The sequence below is a fragment of the Streptomyces spiramenti genome (assembly GCF_012034385.1).
Taxonomy (GTDB): domain Bacteria; phylum Actinomycetota; class Actinomycetes; order Streptomycetales; family Streptomycetaceae; genus Streptomyces; species Streptomyces spiramenti.
Genome location: NZ_JAAVJB010000023.1, coordinates 20,078 through 39,445 on the forward strand (window position 1 = coordinate 20,078; position 19,368 = coordinate 39,445).

The following is a 19,368-nucleotide window of genomic DNA, read 5'->3' on the forward strand; positions in this document are numbered from 1 at the left end:
CTCGTCTCCCGCCGCCGTTCGCCCTGCTTCCGGGCGCGGGCGGCGGTCGGACGGACCGGCGGAGTCCGCACGCGGTCGGTCAAGGGGCCGGGCGGGTCGAACCCCGCCCGGCCCCTCGCGCGTCTCCGGTGGCGGCCTCGCGCGCCCGTCCCGGAGCCAGGGCGGGGGAGGGGCGCGACGGGCCGCCCGGTGGGGCCGGCACCGGCCTTTCGGCTCACTGTCGGCGGCGTGTCGGCTGGACACGCGATCGCGTCCGTGGAGCGGGCCCGGGGTGGACAAATCCACACTAGGCTGGGGCACCGCCGAAGCCCAGCGCGACCGAGGAGCCCCGCACGATGACCCGTGCCGACCGTCCCATCCTGCCGCCCGTGCGGCTGCCCGCCGAGGCCGAGCTGGCGCGGGAGGCGCTGACCTCCCCGCTGCTCTCCCGTGCCGCACGGCTGGCCCGCTGGGCCGAATCCGGAGTGCGCGTCGGCGCCGGGGGCGAACTGCTCGACGCCGACCTCGTCCGCGCCGTCGCCCACCTCGAACTCTCCGACGACGAGGACGGCCCGGCGGCCACCGCCGAGGCGTGGTGCTTCGCCGTGGACACGGGGCTGATGGAGATCGAGGAGGACGAGGGGATCGACAGCGACGGCGTGCCGGACGACGGCGAGACCGCCGTCGGCACCGCCCGCGCCGGCGAGGAGCTGACCCTCCTCAGCGACGGTGCCCCGTCCGACGTGCTGGAGATCTGGGCGGGTGGCCTCGACGCCGTCCTCGCGGACGCGGCGACCCCCAGCTTCGAGTCGCTGCTCTCCGGGATGGAGGGCGCGGTGGACGACGCCGGGGAGATCGACCCGAACTCCATCGACCTGGACGCGCTGGACTGGGACCCGGAGGAGGAGGGCGAGTTCCTCGACACCGTTCTCGCCAACCTCTACATGCTCACCGCGGGCGACACCGACGTGGCCGAGGGCGCGATGGTGCCGCTGCCGGTCGTCGCCGCCTCCCTCGTCGTCCCCGACGACATGCGGGAGCCCACGGACGAGGTCCTCGAAGAGGTCTCGACCGTCATGATGCGGCTGGACGAGCAGTTCCGCGTCCTGACCGGGACCGGCCTGCTGGAGTACGACCCGGTGGACGACGCGCTCATCACCATGGAGGGCGAGCCCGAGGCGCCGCCGCTGCCCGACGAGGAGGAGGACCTCACCCGCTACGGGCAGGTCCGCCTCACCACGCTCGGCCTGTACGGGGTGCGGGAGCGCATGCTGGGCGCCGGGCTCCAGGTCCCGACCGTCGGTGAACTGGCGGGGGAGAAGGCCGAGGTGCTGCTGCTGGCCCTCACCGACCTGCCCGAGCCGGCCGCCCAGGCCGAGGCCACCGCGTGGATCGCCGCCCGCGAGCCGCAGGACGCCGCCCGCGAACTCCTCGACGCAGCCCGCGGCGACGACCCGCTCGCGCCGGGCCGCCGCCTCACCGCGCAGCTGGCGCTGTCGGTGCTCGGTCCGGAGGGCGAGCCGGCGCTGCGCGGCGTCCTGGACGACCGGCACCTCGGCGGCCTGGCCCGCGTCTGGCTCACCGAGCGCGGCGCCGCCGACGTGCCGCCGCCGTCCGAGGAGCTGATCTTCTGGCTCACGGTCGACACCCTCGCCGCCCAGCTCGACAACGAGGACCCGGCCGGGCTCCAGGAGCTGGTCAGCGGACTCTCCGCGCAGCACAGCAGCTTCTTCGAGCACGCCTGGCAGGTGGACCACCCGGCCACCACCGAGGTGCTGGAGGCGGTGGGCCGCCTGCACCCGGACGAGTCGCTGGCCAAGGAGGCCCGCGCCGCCGCCGAACGCGCCCGCAGCCGCACCACCGACTGACCCCGCGTAGCGCCGCATGCCGACCGCGCCGCCCCGGACCGGGCACCGAGCCTCGCCCGGGGCGGCGCGGGCGCGGTCGGTTGGCGCGGGGGAGAGGAATGGGAGAAATGCCGGAGTTTGGCAAAGTAAGTAAAATCCTGTTACTCGCCAGTTAACGCACCAGGTCACGCACTCTGCTCCCCGCACACGCGGGGGTGTTCCCCCGCGCGTCCCGCTCCGCCGTCCCGGCCCCGACTGCTCCCCGCACACGCGGGGGTGTTCCCTTCCCGCGTAAGCGAACCCGCTGGTCAGGCCACTGCTCCCCGCACACGCGGGGGTGTTCCCACGACGGCGGCGGCGAACCCGATGCCGCCGCCCTGCTCCCCGCACACGCGGGGGTGTTCCCCCGTCCGCGAACCGGCGCAGCACCGCCCGGCGCTGCTCCCCGCACACGCGGGGGTGTTCCCGACCCGTCGGACGCCCAACGGGAGTTGAGCAGCTGCTCCCCGCACACGCGGGGGTGTTCCCAGCTCCACGCCGGAGCCGTGGATGCGCACCGGCTGCTCCCCGCACACGCGGGGGTGTTCCCCCCCGGCGGAAGCGCGGGGGTTCGGGGTTGAGCTGCTCCCCGCACACGCGGGGGTGTTCCTCGCGCGAACACGGGGGGCTCCTAACGAGGTATCTGCTCCCCGCACACGCGGGGGTGTTCCCCTTCAGTGAGACCGCTCAAGCTTCGGTGAGACCTGCTCCCCGCACACGCGGGGGTGTTCCCGCTCCCCCTCCCAGCAGCATCTGCCGCCGAGGCTGCTCCCCGCACACGCGGGGGTGTTCCCGCCAAGGCCCAGCAGGACGAGCTGTACGACTGCTGCTCCCCGCACACGCGGGGGTGTTCCCTGGGCCGGAGACCCCATCTCGTCATGGGTGAACTGCTCCCCGCACACGCGGGGGTGTTCCCGCGTACAACAAGATCGCCTACCCGGAGCTGATCTGCTCCCCGCACACGCGGGGGTGTTCCGAGCTGATGAACTGAGCGGTGCACCGTCTGTCGCTGCTCCCCGCACACGCGGGGGTGTTCCCGCTGCGGCAACCTTCAAGCTGAAGATGACGCTCTGCTCCCCGCACACGCGGGGGTGTTCCCCGCGGCTTCGCCAGGCATCCGCGGTGCGACTGCTGCTCCCCGCACACGCGGGGGTGTTCCCTGCTCCGCGTGGATGCCGACGGCGACACGCGCCTGCTCCCCGCACACGCGGGGGTGTTCCCTTGCAGACGGCCTGGGGCAGGTAGACCGTCGCCTGCTCCCCGCACACGCGGGGGTGTTCCCGCCCTGCCGCCCACTACCGTCACCCCGTGGACCTGCTCCCCGCACACGCGGGGGTGTTCCCGGCAAGGGCGTCATCCTCAACGTCTTCCGGACCTGCTCCCCGCACACGCGGGGGTGTTCCCGGGCAACGGGCAACCCCCGCGACCGGGTTGCACTGCTCCCCGCACACGCGGGGGTGTTCCCGACGGCGGCGTGCGGCGCGGAGTTGGACACGGCTGCTCCCCGCACACGCGGGGGTGTTCCCGTGCCCGCCACCTTCGGCGGCCGATTCGTCAACTGCTCCCCGCACACGCGGGGGTGTTCCCACCCGTGAAGTCGCCGCTCTCCGGCTCGATCCCTGCTCCCCGCACACGCGGGGGTGTTCCCCGGCTCGGAGAAGTCGTCCCCGATGGACACGGCTGCTCCCCGCACACGCGGGGGTGTTCCCGCGGTGGCGTATGCCTGCCCGTGGTCCCGGCCCTGCTCCCCGCACACGCGGGGGTGTTCCCCAGCCGGGGCCCATGGAGCGGGCACGGTCCTCCTGCTCCCCGCACACGCGGGGGTGTTCCCGGGCGCTGCGCGAGTGGGTGCGTGCGCACGCCCTGCTCCCCGCACACGCGGGGGTGTTCCCCGACCCATGCGGAATTGACGAATTCGTCAAAGCTGCTCCCCGCACACGCGGGGGTGTTCCCATGGCGTCGCGTGCTCGTCGTGCTGGTCTGCCCTGCTCCCCGCACACGCGGGGGTGTTCCCCAGTCCTCATCAAGCGTGTCCGGGACAGCGCCGAGCAGCCGCAGCTCTGCCCAGACGTTCTCGTGATCACCGCTCAGGTACCGGTGTGTAGAGGACGTCACCGACGCACCTTGCCCGGGGAAGCGTTCACGGGCAAGCCGCGATGGCCGGCGGGCCGACCATCCGCCCACGGCGGCTCATGCGAGCGGTCCGCCGGCCTCAGATGTGAAGTTCCGGCGGGAGGCCGGTCCAGCGGATGTCCGCTGGGAGGTGGCCCGTGTCGTTGAAGAGGAGCACGGTGGCGGGGCGGTCCGGGGCGTAGCGGATGACGGTGAGGCCCGCGTTGGCGTGGTTCATGCCCATCCAGCGCCAGTTCGGCGCACTCATGGCGGCTCGCACGAGCCAGCCGATGAGGAAGGCGTGGGTGACGACGAGTTCGTGTCGGGGCTCGTCCCCGGACACCGGGCCGGTGAACGTCTCGACCGCTGAGGCCGCGAGTGCTGATCCGGTCTCGCGTTCCTCCGCGGTGAAGCGGTCCAGGAACTCGGTCCAGGGGCCGGCCACCGTCGGCGGCAGCTCCTCATCGGCTGGCCTGTCGGGTATGTAGTCGCCGGCCGCTTCGGACCGGTACCGGGGGAGCGCGCCGAGTTGTTCGCAGACCAGCTGAGCGGTCTCCTCCGCGCGCGGAAGTGGCCCGTGGTGGATCGCCGTCAGCGGCGTCTCGCGGAGGCGCCGTCCGAGGAGCACGGCTTGGCGGCGGCCGACATCCGTCAGCCCGGCCCCCTCCGGGGCTGCCTCGGCGTGGCGGGCGAGGTAGAGGATGCGGGTCGCACTGCCGGTCATGGAGGTGCCTTTCAGCCTTGATCAACGACCGGAGACCGCCGTCGCGCAAAGCGCCGCCACGCCGGTGGCGTGGCGGCGCTTCAGCCGCAAGGCGGTGCCAGTCAGTCCTGGGCGGGATTGGACTTGATGCTGTTCACGAAGCTGGCGAAGGCGGCGGCAGGCACTGCGAGCGCGGGACCTGCTGGTCTCTTGGAGTCGCGCACGGGGACCGTGCTGCGGGTCGCGACGAGGTCGGCGGCCACCTCGATGCAGTCGCCGCCGTTGCCGCTGTAGGAGGAGCTGAACCAGTCAACCGACGCATGGGACATGAGGGCTACCCTTCCTGGTCGTTCGCGATCGACTCCGGCCTTCCGCCAGGCGCCCGCGAGTCTCGCTGCTGCACATGGCTCGCGCCAAGGATCACCACAGGCAAGATCGGGGAACGTCTCGTTGCCCCGCGATTCCCCCGCTACGCGTGCCGCAGCGGGGGAGGTACACGCTGGTAGCGCGGTCAGCCGATGGCGGCGCTCGTCTTAACACCATTGATGAAGGCCGCGAAGGCGGTGGCTGGCATCGTGAGCGCCGGGCCGCTGGGGTTCTTGGAGTCGCGGACGGGGACCGTGCCGTGGGCCGCGACGAGGTTGGTGGCGACCTCGACGCATTCGCCGCCGCCGCCACTGTAGGAGGACGCGGACCAGCGGGGGAGTTCGGTCGTCACGGGATGTCCTTTCGTAACTGCTCGACCAGGGCCATGGACGATGCCGGGGACAGGGCTTCGCCTTGAAGCTGATGGTATGCCTTCAGTATCGGAAGCACCGAGGCGCTGGACCGGTCCAAGTGCCCCTGAGTCTGGGATTCGGAGTAGCAGATGACGGAACGATCCGACAGCGTGAGCAGGTTGACCGGAAGGTTGAACGACCGCCGTGCGCCGAGTGTGTGTGGAGCCACCTGGACGATCCAGTTCGGGCGCGCGGCGACGTTGATCAGATGCTGAAGCTGCGCCTGCATGACCTCCGAGCCACCGACCTGATGGCGGAGGCAGCTCTCATCCATGACAACGAAGATCAGAGGGGGACGAGAACGTTCGAGCGCTACCTGACGTTCGGCCAGGACTGACACCCTCTCCGTAGCTTGATCGGGAGAGATAGAGCCACGCTCCACGTGCCCGTCCTCCTGGGCCTGCGCGTACTCCGGTGTCTGCAACAGTCCAGGCATGATGCCGACGTTGTATGTCCGGATCTCCACGGCACGGCCCTCTTGAGTGACGTACTCGGGGAACCCTTCTCGGAGCGCTCCGTGCCGGATCTGGCCCCACTGCCGCTCAAAAGACTCTGTTGTCCCTACCAGCTCCAGGGCGATGTCCACGGCCACCGAGAACGGGCGGCTTGGCGACTTCCGAGTTGTTTCCACGCCCGAGACGTGTCGCCCCGAGTAGCCGATGCGGTCCGCCAGGTCGTCCTGGCGCCAGCCTCGCGCTTCCCGCGCGCTGCGCAGACGTGCTCCGTAGGCAGCCTCGGGGCTCGCATCCGGGTTGAGTTCCTTGCGGTTGACCAACGTATCCGCCTCCCCACGAACGTTGATGGGATGGCCGACAGTAGGCCACGCTGAGTCCGCTTGGTAGTGGAGAAGCTACGGAGAGGAAGCGGGCGTGGGTGCTGAGGTTGCCCCGGATGACGCGGATCGCCCTGTTCAGGCCTCGGAGCGGCCCGAGCCGCCGGCGTCGGGCGCTGGGATCGAACGGCTGTCCCTGGATGAACTGAGTCTGATAGTTGCCAAGTTGGGGGCCTCCGTCGATGCCCACTTCAAGGAGCTGGGCAAGTGACGTCCCGGTGCTCGGTCGGCGGCGCTGCGCACTCGCGCGCGACCCATAGAGATCCGGTCGTGGCTGCCGAGCGTGCTGTCGACGGCTACTGGGCCGAGGTCAAGGTCCGGTCGCCGGACGCCGGCGGGGAGTGGTACCTGGCCGGCGCCTGGTTCGGCGCCGCTTCCGCCGCCGTGGACTGGCTGCACGGCGAAGCGGAACGGCTCGCAGCCGTCTTGGAGTCGTTCGAGTCGGAGCAGAGCGTCCAGAGCGGATACTCAAGCCCGGTGTCCGCCGTCTTCCGGGAGTGGGCGGCGGACGAAGCGTTCCGAGTGGTGCAGTGCGCCGCGCTTGCGGACGGGCAGCCGATCAGTGCGAACGCCCGGGGACCGGACCGCGTCTGCGGGGCCGGGAATGTCGAAGTCCTCTACTCGCTGGCCGCGCGCCCGATCCTCCGTCCCGTTCTCACCCCTTTCGGGAGCAGTCGTGTCGATCGTCGATGACCCGCGCGCGGTAGCGATGTCCTTCCCCGCCGTCGAGATACGAGCCGGCGACTACATGACCCTGGCCGGCTCGTGTCTGCGCGTCACCGCAGCCGCTCACCGGGGCGGCGCCACCTGGTTGGAGCTCGACCGGAGCGTCCGGCTGCACCTGCCGTCGGACCGCGACGTGACGGTGATCCGGCCCGTCAGGCCCGCCCGACGCGCACGACACGCGCGGCCGGTGCGCGCCACCTGGGTGCGCTGACCCCAAGACCACGCGCTGTCCACCGTCACGCAGGTTCGGGCCGGGACCACCTCTGACGGCGACACTCTCACCCCGTCGCCGGGCCCCATCCGCCCGGAATGCCTGCCACGCGCCTCTTCCCGGCGTTGATCAACGTCCGAGTGGCGTTCGCCGCGAGCCGGCGCTACGAGCCGAACGCAGCCGGTCCGTAGTCGGCGCGCTCTGGCGGCCTCGATGCCAGCCCTCCCGGGGCCAGGACACAGCACGCCAGGGCTGGCGTCTCGGCAACCTGGATCTGGAGGTTGGGCCCGTACACGCCGCCGCGGATGCGGCAACCCACCTCCACCTCCGAATGGAGCCGGGCTCGGCCCCTGCTCCGGCGGCGAACTCGATCGAACAGCGGGCATGGGAGGCGCGGCTGTTCACAGACCTGCTGGAGTTCCGACACCGCTGCACCGCTGTCCTCGCGACGTCGCCGCTGTCAGTCCGGATCGCACAGGTGCCCGCCTTCCCGCTGCTGCGCAGAAACGAGGGCGTGCCACCCCAAGCCCGTTCGCCCTCCTGCGCTTCAGCGATCCCGGCGTCCGACTCACCCGTCATGCGCAGTCCGTGGCGAACTCTCGGTCAATCCCCTTCGGGCGTCTCGCTGTCGGGCACCCAGCGCAGCACGTCGCCGGGCTGGCAGTCGAGCGTGCGGCAGATCGCGTCGAGCGTCGTGAACCGGACGGCCTTGGCGCGGCCGTTCTTCAACACGGCGATGTTCGCGGGTGTGATGCCGACGGCGGCGGCGAACTCGCCGACCGACAGGTTGCGTTCGGCGAGCAGGACGTCGAGGTCAATGATGATCGCCATCAGACGACCTCGGCGATCTCGGTCTGCAGATCCGTCGCCTTGCGCAGCAGGCCCCGCATGACGACGACGAGCATCGCGAACGCCGCACCCACGCCGACGCACACGGCCGCCGCGCCCAGTTCGCCGATGGCCTGCATGGTGTTGTCGTCGGGCGAGGGGATGTCGCCCACGGCCAGATGCGCGGTGACCCCGAGCGCCAGCAGGGTCGCCACGAGCGAGGACCCGATGATGACGTCGACCCATCGGAAGGCCCGCGGGGTGAAGATCGCGTCGCGGCTGACCATGTCGAGCAGCATCCACGTGGCGACGAGCGCGACCTGGATGCAGGCGACCCCGATGATCGCCACGGTCACGTACGGCACGGCGAAGGGCTCGTAGGGCGGGAAGCGGTCGACCTCGTGGGCGGCCGTCGTCGGGATGACCACGAGCTGGCCGAAGAGCCCGCACGCGATCGCCGCTGCGATACCGAAGCGGAGCGTGCCGATGAAGAGCTGGTTCATGTATCGAGTATCGATAGATATCTATCGAAAGTCAATCGACGCCGTGTGTGGCTGGGGTGTCAAGGTGCACGCGTCGGGCAACGTCCGAGCTGGGTGTACTGGTCATGAGCGCTGCGCGCCGGCCGCTCGTGTGCCTCTCTGGTCAGGGGAGCGGGTGGTTCCGCGTTGCAGGACTCTCCCGGGTCCTGCGCGAACCTCTCCCTTCCTCAACCCGTCCGTGCTTCCTCAACCCGTCCGCGCGACGCCCCGCTCGCGCCGGAGTCGTCCCGCGCTGCGCGCGGATCTCCGCGCCGCCGGTGCGTTCGCGGGCCTCGACCGTCCGTGACGGTGCGGGAGTGCTCACCGCTCAGGCCGGCGCCGAGGGGGTCGGTTCGGTGAGCGGGGCGAGTCGTCGGCTCAGCTCCAGGACGGCGCGCACCGTCGCCGGGTCGGTGCTGCGGCGGTGGGGAGTGGTCGGCGTGCAGTCCGGGCCGAGCAGCAGCCCGGTCCGCCCGTCGAATGCGGGGTCGGTCGCGGCGGCGATCGAGGACCGGGCCGCGAGGTCGGCCGGTCCGGCGGTGGACCGTGCGAAGACCCGGCGCAGCACGGGCCACAGCGTGCGCATCGCCGGGTGGACGATCGCCGGTTTGGTCATCGTGGAGTCGGTCATCTCCGTCGCCGCCCCACCCGGGTCGGCGGCGAGGACGCCGACCCCGCGGTCCCGCAGCCGGTCGGCCAACTCCAGCGTCCACGCCAGGTTGGCCAACTTCGCGCGGCCGTACCAGTGGAACGCGTAGTAGCCGCCGCGTGGTTCGACGGCGTCGAAGCCCTGCCGGCTCGCCGCGCGCACCGACGCCGAGCTGACGTTCACCACGCGGCCGGCCCCGGAGGCGGCGAGTGTGTCGACCAGCAACTCCGTGAGGAGGTAGGGCGACAGGTGATTGACCGCGAACATCGCCTCGACGCCGTCCGCCGTCAGGCGTCGCTCCGCGGTGAAGGTGCCCACGTTGTTGACGAGGACCGTCAGTGGCCCCTCGTCGGCCAGTCGTCCGGCCAGTTCCCGTACCGCGCCGAGGGAGGCGAGGTCGGCGGCGAGGAAGCGCGGCGGTTCCGCCGTCGCGACCGCCGCGATCCGCTCGACCGCCTCAGCGCCGCGCTCGGTGTTCCGGCCGACCACCGTGACGGCGTGCCCGGCGGCAGCCAGCCCCAGGGCCGTCTGCAACCCGATACCGCCGGTCCCGCCCGTGACCACTGCTCGTCGTGTCATTCCCGACTCACTCCTCCGCCGTGCCGAACCACCTAAACGGATGGACATCCGTTTACCTTCGGGCAGGCTAGCAGAAGAAGCGGATGAGTATCCGCTTGTGGGTGGGGGAGGCAGGGCGGCGACAGTGGCACGGCGGGCCCGCGCAGCGCGTGCACCGGTGGACCGCTCGATCGTCGCGGCCGGTGGCAGGCCGACGGTGCCGAACCGTCAGGAGACCGGGCGCAGCCCGTCCAGCAGCACGGCGAGGTACGGCTCGGCGCGGTCCGGGCCGCCGGCGCGCACCGCCGCGGCGACACCGCACAGCAGCAGGCGCAGGTCCGCGGCGGTGACGGTGTCCTTCACGGCCCCGTCCCGCCGCGCCTGGTCCAGCAGGGCGCCGAGGACCGCGTCGACCTCCGCCGTCGACTCGGCGACCTGCGGGTCGCCGTCACCGGACTCCAGGACCGCCGCCAGTCGCGAGTCCTCCAGCATGAAGGACAGGGCGAGGCGGGCCACCCGGTGCAGGACGGCCATCGCCGCCCCGCCCTCGGCAACCGCAGCGCGGACCGCCTCCGCCAGCTCCTGGAACCGCTCGACGGAGAGCGCCGCCACCAGCGCCTGCCGGTCGGGGAAGTGGCGGTAGACCGTGCCCACGCCCACCCCTGCGAGCCGGGCGATGGTGTTGAGCTGCAACGAGTCGTCGCCCGCCGCCAACTGCTCACGGGCTGCCCGCAGCACGCGCGCGCGGTTCCGCGCGGCGTCCGCGCGGAGCCGCGGGGGCTGCTCTTCGCCTCGTGGTGCCACGCCAGCAGGATAGTCCGACACCCGACGGGCGGCCGATGCCGTCCGACGAGCGGCCGGCGGCCGAAGCCACCGGGCACCCCGCCACGGCTCAGGCCGAGTGGTCCTCGGCGTGGTCGTCCGCGGCCGAACGCTGGGCGACGATCGACGGCGCGGTGTCCGCGCCCGCGGCGAAGGCCGCTCCGTCGGTCATGGCGGCGATCTCCGAGCCCTGGGCCGGGTCCGTCACCGTGATCCCGGCGTCGTTGGTCGTGCCCGTCTCCTTCACGCCGCTGAGGTTGGCGTTGAGGTGGCTCGCCTCGTGCGCGAGGGTCTCCGTGTCGCCGATGGCGGAGGCCCCGAGGAAGATGTGGTTGTCGATCGTCATGGCCCGGGCGCCCATCGCCTCGGTCGCCCGCTGCGCCGTCGGGTTGCTGTGCACGCGCCCCGCGGACAGCCGGTCGTTCTGGTAGAACGACTGCGCCTTGGAGAGGAACGCGCCCGGGAGCTGGGTGCTCGGCGTCGCCATCGCCTCGTTGATGAGGTCGAGCTGCCCGGCCGGCGCGGCGTCCGCCTGGCCGTGGCCGCAGCCGGGGCCGTGCTCGTGCCGCGCCTCCTCGACGGCGCGCGCCACCGCCATGTTCCCCGCGGCCTGCTGGAGTCGCATCATCTGACGGATCGGAGCGCTCTGCTGCGGAGTGCGCCGCGACGACTGCCTGTCGGCGGGCTGCCGGCTCCCCGACCCGTGTGCGCGCACCACTTGCTCCCTCCGAGACAGGACTCCGACCCGCCCAGTATGACCGAGACCGCTCACGCTCCGGCACGTCCACCGGGGCAGTCACGAGGGCACACCTGCGGTCGTCCCGCGAGCGCGGTCCCCGGCTGCCGGGAGGTGCGCGACGTGGCCGCCGACGACGGAAGCGGCGTGAACCGACCGCCTTCGCGCTGCCGTGGACCACTCGCCGCCGCTTGCTCCCGGGCCGCTCGGCGCCCACCGCGTGCGGGAGGGGCGCACAGGCGCGAACCACGGCGCCCGATCCGGCGTCCTTGGAGTTCGAACGGTCTCACCAGGCGCTTCGCCGCCGCGCCACGCGCCGTCACGGGACACCGGCGGCCCTCGGCACCACCGGGCCACAACCGTGACCCTCCGGACGGGGCCGGCTGTCAGTGGTGGGTCGTAGCGTTCGGAGCACGTGACCGGGGCACCTGTTTCCGGTCGTCCGTCAGTTGTTCGTGTGGCGTGGGAGGCACGCAATGGGGTGGGTCGAAGCGGGCGGTTACGAGGTAGCCCTTGAATCGGGGAAGGTCGTCTGCCGCAACGCGTCGGGCAGGCGGCTGAAGAGCGTGCCGTCGAAGATCGGCGAGGACCCGGCCGTCGTCGGGCTGAAACAGCTCGTCGAATGGCTGGAGCGTCACGAACGCGACTGCCTGGACGACGTCGAGCGCTGGATGGTGCGGTCCCTCCCGGTGCCGCTCACCGCGTTGGGACAGGTCTGGCCGGACCCCGCCTGGCAGGCCGTGCTGCGGGACCTCGTCGTCACCGGTGAGGACGGTGCCGTCGCCGGCTTCCTCCGCGACGCCGACCCGGAGCGCGGCCTGGGCCTGGTCGACCTGGACGGCGACACCGTGCGCATCTCGCCGCCCCTCGTCCGCATCCCGCACCCGGTGCTGCTGGAGGACCTCGCGGAGCTGCGGGAGTTCGCCGTCGAGCTCGGTGTGGAGCAGCGCGCAGGCCAGCTCTTCCGCGAGGTCTGGCAGAAGCCCGCCGGTACCGACCCGGCCACCGCCCACGTCGACACCTACGCCGGCGGCGCCTACAAGGAGCTGCGCTTCCTCCAGGGGCGCACGGTCCAACTCGGCTACCGCGTCCGCGGCGGCTACGCCGTCTGCCCGGTGGTCGAGGCCGGCCGGGCGGTGGAATGCCGCGTCTGGATCGGCGACTTCGACACCTACGGCGAGACCGAGACCGGCTCTCTCGGCTGGACGGACACCGCCGGCCGTACCCTGCGCGCCGGTGACGTCGGACCGGTCGCCTGGTCCGAGGGCATGCGGATGGCCGCCGCCCTGCACGCCGGACGCGACACCGAGGACGAGGAGAAGGCAGCATGACCGGTCACGACGCCACCACCACGGCACTGATGCTCGACGCCGGCGCCGTGCTGCCGGCGGGTACCACCGACCGTGAGGACGCCGACGTCCTCACCGCCCGCACCTACACCCACCCCGCCCTCGACGACCGCCCCGTCATCCGCCTCGTCCCCGGCACCCTGGGCGAGGCGGAGGACCTCGCGCTGGAGTTCCTCGGCCTCGAACGCCGGGCCGAGCCGCCCGTCGTCGGCCAGGTACGACGCGAGACCCTCGGCTTCCCCGCCTGGGCCCTGGTCAACGACCCCGCCAACGGCCATCACGCCCTCGCGCTGGTCAAGGACGTCGAACGCCTTGCGCGGCAGGCCAAGTCCCGGGCAGGCGCCGCCAAGGAAGGGTTCGAGGCGCTCGCCGACCGCCTCGGCCGCGCCGTCCCGCACTTCCTGCCCACCTTCCACGAGCAGGCCGCCCGGATCTTCCTCCGGCACGAGAACACCACCTACGCAGCCACCTTCTTCGGCAAGGCCCGCGAAGCCGAGCGCGTCCACGGCCTCACCGTCGACGAGGACCGGCAGCGCGCCGTCTTCCTGGAGTTCGCCTTCGCCGGCGCCCTCACCGTCAAGGCGCTCAAGGAGTACGTGCGCGACCTCGCCCGGCGCCTCGACCCCGCCGAGGCGTGGCAGCAGTACCGGCAGCTCGCCGTCGAGCGCTGCGCGGCGGGCCTGCCCCCCTACTCCTCGCTGCCCCAGGACGCCCGCGGGCTGATCAAGGCCGCCGGGGTCGACCGGCAGGCCGCCGAGGAGTCCTTCCTCGCCGACCTGATCGCCTCGCCGTCCGTGGTGCGGGCCCCCGCCTCCTTCTGGAAGGCGTACCGCGCCGGGCTGGTGGAGCTCGCGCGCCGCGAACCCGCCGTCCGGGCACGGCTGCTGGAGATCATGCCGACCGAACTCGGCAGTTCCGTCGCGGACGACGAGTCCTGGCTCGCCCTGCTGGCCGACAGCGGAGCCACCGCGCTCCTCACCGACGGACCCGCCGCCGCTGACGGGGCACCGGACGGCACCGCAGCCGACGCGGCGGGGGAGGGCCGCCCCGGCGGCGAGTCCGCACCCCCCTGCCCGGCCGACTGGCTCGCCCGCTGGGCCGCCCACCGCAAGCACGGCGGCGCCACCTCCGGTCACTCCCCGGCCACCCTCGACCTGGTCCGCCGCATGGCGCCGCGCCTGCGGGAACTCGGCCGCCCCGTCGACATCTTCGCCGCCCGCTGGCGCAAGGGCGCCGACCTCGACCTCCTCGACGTCGCCGCCGCCGAGCGCATCCCGCTCGCGCTGCCGCCCGCCGGCACCGAGGTCCACCTCGACCTGGGCCGCTGGCTCCGCGAGGACCACCCCGACCGCCGCGACCTCACCGCTACCGCCGACGATCCCCGCCTCCTCCCGCTGCTCCACCGGGCCGTGGGCGACCTGGGCGACCAGCGCACCTCACGCGAGACCCTCCAGCGCCTCGCCGCCCACCCCGTCCTGAGCCGGGTCCTCCACACCTGGCTGGACGAGGCGGCCGACCGCTACCTCGCGGCCACCGGACTCCCCGCGGCCCGTGAAGCCCTCAGCCTGCTCCGGCCCTTCCGGCCGGTGGCCGTCACCAACAACCCGGAGGCGGTCTCCCGGGTCGCGACCCACCGCACCGCACCCGTTCTCGCCCGCACCCTGCGGGCCGGCATCCTCGACGAACTCGGCTGGCCCGCCCTCGACCAGGCGCTCGCCCGGCTCGACACCGAGACCCGACCCGCCTCCCGGCAGCACCACGGCAACGACACCCTGGTCGTCGCCGACGCCTGGCCCGCCCTCGTCCTCGCACGCGGACACAAGGCGCTCGTCGTCGGGCCCGACGGCATCCTCCTCGACCACGACCTGCGCATACCGCCCGGCCAGGACCACTACTACCGGCCCCACTTCCGCTACGTCGACGGCGAACTGCTGGTCCTCTGGTGGCAGGACAACAAGCTCCACGCCTACTGGTCCCACCGCCCCACCGAGGTGTTCACCCCCGACGGCGAGCCCGTCCCCCGCTGGTGGTCCGGCACGACGGAGACCGTCTCCGTCCCGCTGCCCGACGGCGGCCGGGCGACCGGCGGGCGCACCCTCCACGCCGGTGACACCACCCTGCCGCCGAACCGACCGGTCATCGGCGACGGCACCACACTCTGGCGCCAGGGCAGGCAGGGCACGCAGCAGGTCTGGCTGGAGTACGACCCCGCCACCGGCACCCACGGCCGCGCCTCCCTCCCGGCGCTGCTCCGCGCCGGAGTCGACGAGGACGCCGACCTCCTCCACGACCACTGCCGGGTACTGCCCCTCCGGCCCGGCCTGGAGAACACCCCCTTCGGCACCGACGGAACCTTGCTCGGCCGATGGGTCCGCGAGGACCGCGCCACCGGAGACCGCAGCGCCGGCACCCCCGACGGCCGCACCGTCACCCTCGCCGGCCACGCACCGCCCCACACGCCCGTCCCCCTCGGCAGCCTCGCCCTCCCGGGCGGCGCCGCGCCCGTCGCCGCCCGCAGCCGGGGACGCGTCGACCTCTACGCCGCGGACGACACCGGCCCGACCGGCGCACTCGGCCACGTCGTCACCGGCGAACGCGGCGGCGAGTACGCCTCCGGTACCCGCATGGTCCCGCCCCTGGAGTACTGGCACGCGCTCCGCCCCCGCGACGAAGCCGCCTCCCTCGCCCTGCGCGCCCTCACCGACGAGCAGGTCACCGAGCTCCTCGACACGGCCGCCACCATCACCGCCGAACACCGCGCCGCCCGCGCGAGAGAGACCGCGGACGACGGCGAGATCCCCACGCAACGCGCTACCGAGGCCGGGAAGAACCTCGACCAGGCACTGCGCGCCGCCGTCGGTGCGGCGCTGCCGGCCGTGAGCGACTCCAGGCTGCTGACCGGCGTCCTCTCACTCGTCCGCGTCACCCTCCGCCACGCCGAGACCGCCGCCGAGTTCACCATCGCGCCGACGACGCCGCGCCCCGCCGCCGACCAGGAGATGTTCGCCGACCACCGCCCGGAACACGGCGACGACGGCACCCTTCGGCAGGCCGTCAGCCAGATCGGTGGCGGATGGTGGGGCGGCAGCGGCCGGTGGACCGGACTGCGCCAGATCCGAGCCGTCAACCACGTCCTCTCCGGCAACCCCGCCGCCGGCAAGCCGCTCCACCGCGCCAAGGGACTGCCCGCTCTCACCGGCGGCTGGACCACCGAGGACCGCACCGTCCCCGGTTCGTCCGTCGACTGGGCGCCGCTGCTGGAGCGGCTGCGTCCCCTGGCCTACCGCGCCGCATCGCCCGCCCTCGCCGCCCACGAACGCGCCGCGTTGCTCCTGCTGTTCCAGGCGATCAGCGAAGGCCCCCTCGCCCGCGCCGCAGGGGTGATCCGCCACGTCCGGTTCAGCGAACCGGCACGGGCCGACCACCGCCAGGAGCGCGTCGGACAGGTCCTGCGACACGGCGACCGCACCGTCGTCGTCCTCTCCGGCGGCCGAGTCGACCGCGACACCGGCCGACTCGACTGGGAAGCGCTCGACCACGACCCCTCCGGGCGGTTCGGCGCCATCGCCGACTTCGGCCTCGACTCCGCCACCCCGTGCACCGAACCCTGGACCGGCGAACGCCTCGCCCCCGTCGCCCGGCTGATCACCGACAAGGGCCCGGCGCCGTGGAACCCCGAAGCCCCCGCCGCCCTCGCCGGGGCCATCGCGGACGGAGCGACGGGCCCCGTGGAGACCGCCGTCCTCCTCGCCGCGCTGCCCCACACCCCGGACACGGCCGTCCTCGCCCCGACCGGACTCAGAACCCAGCAGTGGAAGACCGGCCACAGCCGCCTCACCGCCCTCGGGGGCGACACCACCTCCCAGCTGATCGGCGCACTCCTCCCCGACGACCCTGCGCAACTCTGGTCCACCGGACCGGACACCGCCGCCGCGGCGGCACGCTGGGCCGAGCTCCGCGGGGACCGACTCCGCATCCCGGAGGACCTCGCCCTGCTCGGCGTGGTCACCGGCGAGCCCGAAGCGGTGCTCAACCCCGCCGGGACCCCCTGGCTCACCCGCACCACCACCCAGCGAGTCGACGAGCACGGGCGACTCGCGGCCGACGACCCCGACGCGCTCCCGAACGGGCGGGACCTGTCCCGTGCCGTCGACGCGCTGGCGTCCCTCGCCTACCACCTGCCGCACGGCGACCCGCTGCGCGCCCGCCTCCCCGAAGGACTCGCCGCGCTGCGGCGGCGCCTCGACGACCCGGGCCTCCTGGTCGACCTCCAGATCAACTGGACCGACACCGGCAAGCCCACCTCCGCCGCCCTCCGCACCGCCCACCACATGCCCGACGCAGGCGGCGCGGACATCACCGGACTCACCCCCGTCGGGGAGGTGTTCGTCCTCTGCCCCTGGTACGGCAACAGCGAAGGCGTCCTCATGCGCCCCGCCGGGGTGACCGGCGCCGACGACCCCGTCCACGACCTCGTCGACGGGCTCGTCGGCAGCCGCAACCACGGCGCGACCGTCCTGCGCACCCTCCACGACGAGGGCTTCGCCCGGGCGCTCGCCGCCGACGGGCCGCCCGGACACGCCCAGGACCCCACGCGGAGCGCACCCGGCCTGGTCGCCGAGGCCGCCGCCGCGCTCGGCCTCGGCGAGGACGCCGCCACCCTCTACCTCCAGCTCCTCGCGCTGCCCGACCCCACCGACCGCAACTGCGTCCGCTGGACCGGGTGGAAGCCGGCCCGGACCAAGCGGGCCCGTGCCGAACTCGCCGCCACCGAACTCGTCGTCGAGGCCAAGCGGGCCCGCGCCGGCCGCAGCCTCTTCCTGCCCTGCGGCTGGCTCGACCACAAGTCGCCCGCCCTGCCGGTCGAGACCTGGAAGGAAGCCCTCTACCCGCTGCCCGGCCGCGAGCGCGCCGTCCCGCACCTGCCCGTCGCCGAACTGTTCGCCCTCGCCTGGGAACGCGTGCGCTCCGGCGACGGCCCCGCCTACGAGCAGCTGACCACCCGCACCACCCGGAAGGGCCGTCGATGACCACCGCCGCAGGAACCGGGCCGCACGGCACCGCCCCCGCACCGGACGCGGACGCACCCGCCCGCCAGATCGTCCCACCCGAGGAACTCCACGCCACCGAGCTGGCCTTCCTCGCCGCCCACGACACCGGCCCCCGCCCACCGGGCTGGCGGCTCACGCCCCGCGCGGTCGTCACCTTCGTCATGGGCTCCCGCGGCGTCGCGCTCACCTTCCCCGACGACGCCGCGCCGCCCGCGGGCGTCCCCCGACGGCTCGTCGTCGAGGGCAAGTTCGTCGGTGACCGGGCCCTCGTCGAGCGGTGCGTCGTCACCCTCGCGGGGGAGCGCGCCCTGCTGCTCACCGGCGAACCCGGCACCGCCAAGTCGATGCTCTCCGAACTGCTCGCCGCCGCCGTCTCCGGCACCAGCCAACTCACCGTCCAGGGCACCGCCGGCACCACCGAGGACCAGCTGAAGTACGGCTGGAACTACGCGCAACTCCTGGCGGGCGGCCCCAGCCCGGACGCCCTGGTGCCCTCCCCGATCCTCACCGCCATGCGCCGCGGCGCCGTCGGCCGGGTCGAGGAGGTCACCCGTTGCCTCCCCGAGGTGCAGGACGCCCTGGTCTCCCTGTTGTCGGAGCGGCGGATCGCCGTCCCCGAACTCGCCGGCGGGCCCGACGCCACCGCCCACGCCGTGCCCGGGTTCAACCTGATCGCCACCGCCAACCTCCGCGACCGCGGCGTCTCGGAGATGTCGGCCGCGCTCAAGCGGCGCTTCAACTTCGAGACCGTCGGGCCCATCGCGGACCTGGACGCCGAGACGGCCCTGGTCCGCCGGCAGGCCCGTGCCGCCCTGGAACGCTCCGGTGCCGCGTTCCAGGTCGACGACACGGTGCTGGAAGCACTCGTCACCGCCTTCCGCGACCTCCGCGAAGGTCGCTCGGCCGAGGGCTGGGAGGTCGAACGCCCGACCTCCGTGATGAGCACCGCGGAGGCGGTCGCCGTCGCGGGCGCCCTCGGCCTCGCCGCTGCCTACTTCCCCGGCGACCGCGACGTCCTCGGCCTCCTCCCCGGGCACCTCCTCGGCGTCGTCCGCAAGGACGACCCGACCGACGCGGCACGGCTGCGGGGCTACTGGGACGGGCCGGTACGGCGGCGCGCCGAGGAGGGCTCCGCCACATGGCGCGCCCTGTGGGACCTCCGGACCGAGCTGGAGGGCTGAGAGCCGTGCCCGCCGCCCCACCGCACGAAGCGCTGGCGAACCTGACCGCGCCCGACGCCCCGTACCTGATCGGCGTCCGACACCACTCACCCGCGCTCGCCGCCGCCGTCCCCGCGTTGCTGACGGCCGCGGACCCGCAGGTCCTCCTCGTCGAGCTCCCGGCGGAGATGCAGCCCTGGCTGCGATGGCTGGCCGACCCCGGCACCACCGCACCGGTGGCGCTCGCCGCGGTCCCCACCCGGGCCGCCGAGGCGGAGGGGGCCGGCACGGCGTTCTACCCGTTCGCGGACTTCTCCCCGGAGTTGGCCGCCGTGCGGTGGGCAGCCGCCGCCGGTGTGCCGGTGGTCGCCTGCGACCTGCCCCTCGCCGACCCCGGCCGCACCGCCGCCGCCCCACCCGCCGCGGAGCCCGCCGTCGAGGGCGGCGGGCTGTGGCAGGCGATGCG

The 19,368-nt window shown here is 73.4% G+C and carries 17 protein-coding genes and 1 CRISPR repeat array; of the genes, 8 read left to right on the forward strand and 9 right to left on the reverse strand.

The window, feature by feature from the left end; all coding sequences use genetic code 11:
* Positions 1-335: 335 nt before the first annotated feature.
* Positions 336-1,847 carry a hypothetical protein gene (locus tag HCJ92_RS05325; RefSeq protein ID WP_167932248.1) on the forward strand — a complete coding sequence of 504 codons (1,512 nt, stop codon included), beginning with the start codon at positions 336-338 and terminating at the stop codon, positions 1,845-1,847.
* 173 nt (positions 1,848-2,020) lie between these two features.
* Positions 2,021-3,879: direct repeats of the CRISPR family, unit length 29 nt; unit sequence CTGCTCCCCGCACACGCGGGGGTGTTCCC.
* Between the two features lie 198 nt (positions 3,880-4,077).
* On the opposite strand, the gene HCJ92_RS05330 is transcribed toward HCJ92_RS05325, so the two are convergent.
* From HCJ92_RS05330 to HCJ92_RS05345, 4 genes are all read right to left on the reverse strand, one after another.
* Positions 4,078-4,701 (reverse strand): histidine phosphatase family protein, encoded by a 624-nt coding sequence (locus tag HCJ92_RS05330; RefSeq protein WP_167932249.1) that lies wholly within the window; start codon positions 4,699-4,701, stop codon positions 4,078-4,080.
* 101 nt (positions 4,702-4,802) lie between these two features.
* The gene (locus HCJ92_RS05335; RefSeq protein WP_167932250.1) at positions 4,803-5,009 is read right to left on the reverse strand and encodes a DUF397 domain-containing protein; all 207 of its coding nucleotides are present in this window, start codon (positions 5,007-5,009) and stop codon (positions 4,803-4,805) included.
* Between the two features lie 182 nt (positions 5,010-5,191).
* Positions 5,192-5,398 carry a DUF397 domain-containing protein gene (locus HCJ92_RS05340; RefSeq protein ID WP_167932251.1) on the reverse strand — a complete coding sequence of 69 codons (207 nt, stop codon included), beginning with the start codon at positions 5,396-5,398 and terminating at the stop codon, positions 5,192-5,194.
* Positions 5,395-6,234: a helix-turn-helix domain-containing protein gene (locus HCJ92_RS05345; protein WP_167932252.1), complete on the reverse strand. Its 840-nt coding sequence runs from the start codon at positions 6,232-6,234 to the stop codon at positions 5,395-5,397. Before HCJ92_RS05345 ends, HCJ92_RS05340 begins: the two co-directional genes overlap by 4 nt.
* A 94-nt stretch (positions 6,235-6,328) precedes the next feature.
* On the opposite strand from HCJ92_RS05345, the gene HCJ92_RS05350 reads away from it, so the two are divergent.
* Genes HCJ92_RS05350 through HCJ92_RS05360 form a run of 3 tightly spaced genes read left to right on the forward strand, consistent with a single transcriptional unit; the run spans position 6,329 to position 7,228 of the window.
* A complete protein-coding gene (locus HCJ92_RS05350) occupies positions 6,329-6,502 on the forward strand; it encodes a hypothetical protein (RefSeq protein ID WP_167932253.1) in 174 nt (57 codons plus the stop codon).
* Positions 6,503-6,561: 59 nt separating this feature from the next.
* Entirely contained in the window at positions 6,562-6,984 is a 423-nt protein-coding gene (locus HCJ92_RS05355; RefSeq protein ID WP_167932254.1) for a hypothetical protein, read from the forward strand.
* Positions 6,968-7,228 carry a hypothetical protein gene (locus tag HCJ92_RS05360; protein WP_167932255.1) on the forward strand — a complete coding sequence of 87 codons (261 nt, stop codon included), beginning with the start codon at positions 6,968-6,970 and terminating at the stop codon, positions 7,226-7,228. The genes HCJ92_RS05355 and HCJ92_RS05360 overlap by 17 nt, the downstream gene beginning before the upstream one ends.
* A gap of 603 nt (positions 7,229-7,831) precedes the next feature.
* Here the strand turns inward: HCJ92_RS05360 and HCJ92_RS05365 are convergent.
* The 5 genes from HCJ92_RS05365 to HCJ92_RS05385 form a co-directional block, all read right to left on the reverse strand.
* The gene (locus HCJ92_RS05365) at positions 7,832-8,059 is read right to left on the reverse strand and encodes a helix-turn-helix domain-containing protein (protein WP_167932256.1); all 228 of its coding nucleotides are present in this window, start codon (positions 8,057-8,059) and stop codon (positions 7,832-7,834) included.
* Entirely contained in the window at positions 8,059-8,559 is a 501-nt protein-coding gene (locus HCJ92_RS05370) for a DUF2975 domain-containing protein (protein WP_167932257.1), read from the reverse strand. The genes HCJ92_RS05365 and HCJ92_RS05370 overlap by 1 nt, the downstream gene beginning before the upstream one ends.
* A 346-nt stretch (positions 8,560-8,905) precedes the next feature.
* Entirely contained in the window at positions 8,906-9,805 is a 900-nt protein-coding gene (locus HCJ92_RS05375) for an SDR family NAD(P)-dependent oxidoreductase (RefSeq protein WP_167932258.1), read from the reverse strand.
* A gap of 207 nt (positions 9,806-10,012) precedes the next feature.
* Positions 10,013-10,588 carry a TetR/AcrR family transcriptional regulator gene (locus HCJ92_RS05380; protein WP_338054030.1) on the reverse strand — a complete coding sequence of 192 codons (576 nt, stop codon included), beginning with the start codon at positions 10,586-10,588 and terminating at the stop codon, positions 10,013-10,015.
* Between the two features lie 88 nt (positions 10,589-10,676).
* Positions 10,677-11,234 (reverse strand): eCIS core domain-containing protein, encoded by a 558-nt coding sequence (locus HCJ92_RS05385; RefSeq protein WP_167932259.1) that lies wholly within the window; start codon positions 11,232-11,234, stop codon positions 10,677-10,679.
* Between the two features lie 584 nt (positions 11,235-11,818).
* Between HCJ92_RS05385 and HCJ92_RS05390 the strand changes: the two genes are divergently transcribed.
* From HCJ92_RS05390 to HCJ92_RS05405, 4 genes are all read left to right on the forward strand, one after another.
* Positions 11,819-12,673, forward strand: a complete 855-nt coding sequence (locus HCJ92_RS05390; RefSeq protein ID WP_167932260.1) for a DUF4132 domain-containing protein — start codon at positions 11,819-11,821, stop codon at positions 12,671-12,673.
* Positions 12,670-17,721, forward strand: coding sequence for a hypothetical protein (locus HCJ92_RS05395; RefSeq protein WP_167932261.1), 5,052 nt, complete (start codon positions 12,670-12,672; stop codon positions 17,719-17,721). Before HCJ92_RS05390 ends, HCJ92_RS05395 begins: the two co-directional genes overlap by 4 nt.
* Entirely contained in the window at positions 17,718-18,923 is a 1,206-nt protein-coding gene (locus HCJ92_RS05400) for an ATP-binding protein (protein WP_167932262.1), read from the forward strand. The genes HCJ92_RS05395 and HCJ92_RS05400 overlap by 4 nt, the downstream gene beginning before the upstream one ends.
* Before the next feature lie 5 nt (positions 18,924-18,928).
* On the forward strand, positions 18,929-19,368 hold a 440-nt coding region (locus tag HCJ92_RS05405; protein WP_338054031.1), incomplete at its 3' end, for a DUF5682 family protein.

What these genes read in the sequence shown, in the direction of transcription:
- HCJ92_RS05375 (WP_167932258.1), bottom strand. Translation starts at nt 9,805, where the DNA reads ATGACACGACGAGCAGTGGTCACGGGCGGGACCGGCGGTATCGGGTTG.
- HCJ92_RS05370 (WP_167932257.1), bottom strand. Translation starts at nt 8,559, where the DNA reads ATGAACCAGCTCTTCATCGGCACGCTCCGCTTCGGTATCGCAGCGGCG.
- HCJ92_RS05390 (WP_167932260.1), top strand. Translation starts at nt 11,819, where the DNA reads ATGGGGTGGGTCGAAGCGGGCGGTTACGAGGTAGCCCTTGAATCGGGG.
- HCJ92_RS05365 (WP_167932256.1), bottom strand. Translation starts at nt 8,059, where the DNA reads ATGGCGATCATCATTGACCTCGACGTCCTGCTCGCCGAACGCAACCTG.
- HCJ92_RS05385 (WP_167932259.1), bottom strand. Translation starts at nt 11,234, where the DNA reads ATGATGCGACTCCAGCAGGCCGCGGGGAACATGGCGGTGGCGCGCGCC.
- HCJ92_RS05325 (WP_167932248.1), top strand. Translation starts at nt 336, where the DNA reads ATGACCCGTGCCGACCGTCCCATCCTGCCGCCCGTGCGGCTGCCCGCC.
- HCJ92_RS05330 (WP_167932249.1), bottom strand. Translation starts at nt 4,701, where the DNA reads ATGACCGGCAGTGCGACCCGCATCCTCTACCTCGCCCGCCACGCCGAG.
- HCJ92_RS05400 (WP_167932262.1), top strand. Translation starts at nt 17,718, where the DNA reads ATGACCACCGCCGCAGGAACCGGGCCGCACGGCACCGCCCCCGCACCG.
- HCJ92_RS05395 (WP_167932261.1), top strand. Translation starts at nt 12,670, where the DNA reads ATGACCGGTCACGACGCCACCACCACGGCACTGATGCTCGACGCCGGC.
- HCJ92_RS05335 (WP_167932250.1), bottom strand. Translation starts at nt 5,009, where the DNA reads ATGTCCCATGCGTCGGTTGACTGGTTCAGCTCCTCCTACAGCGGCAAC.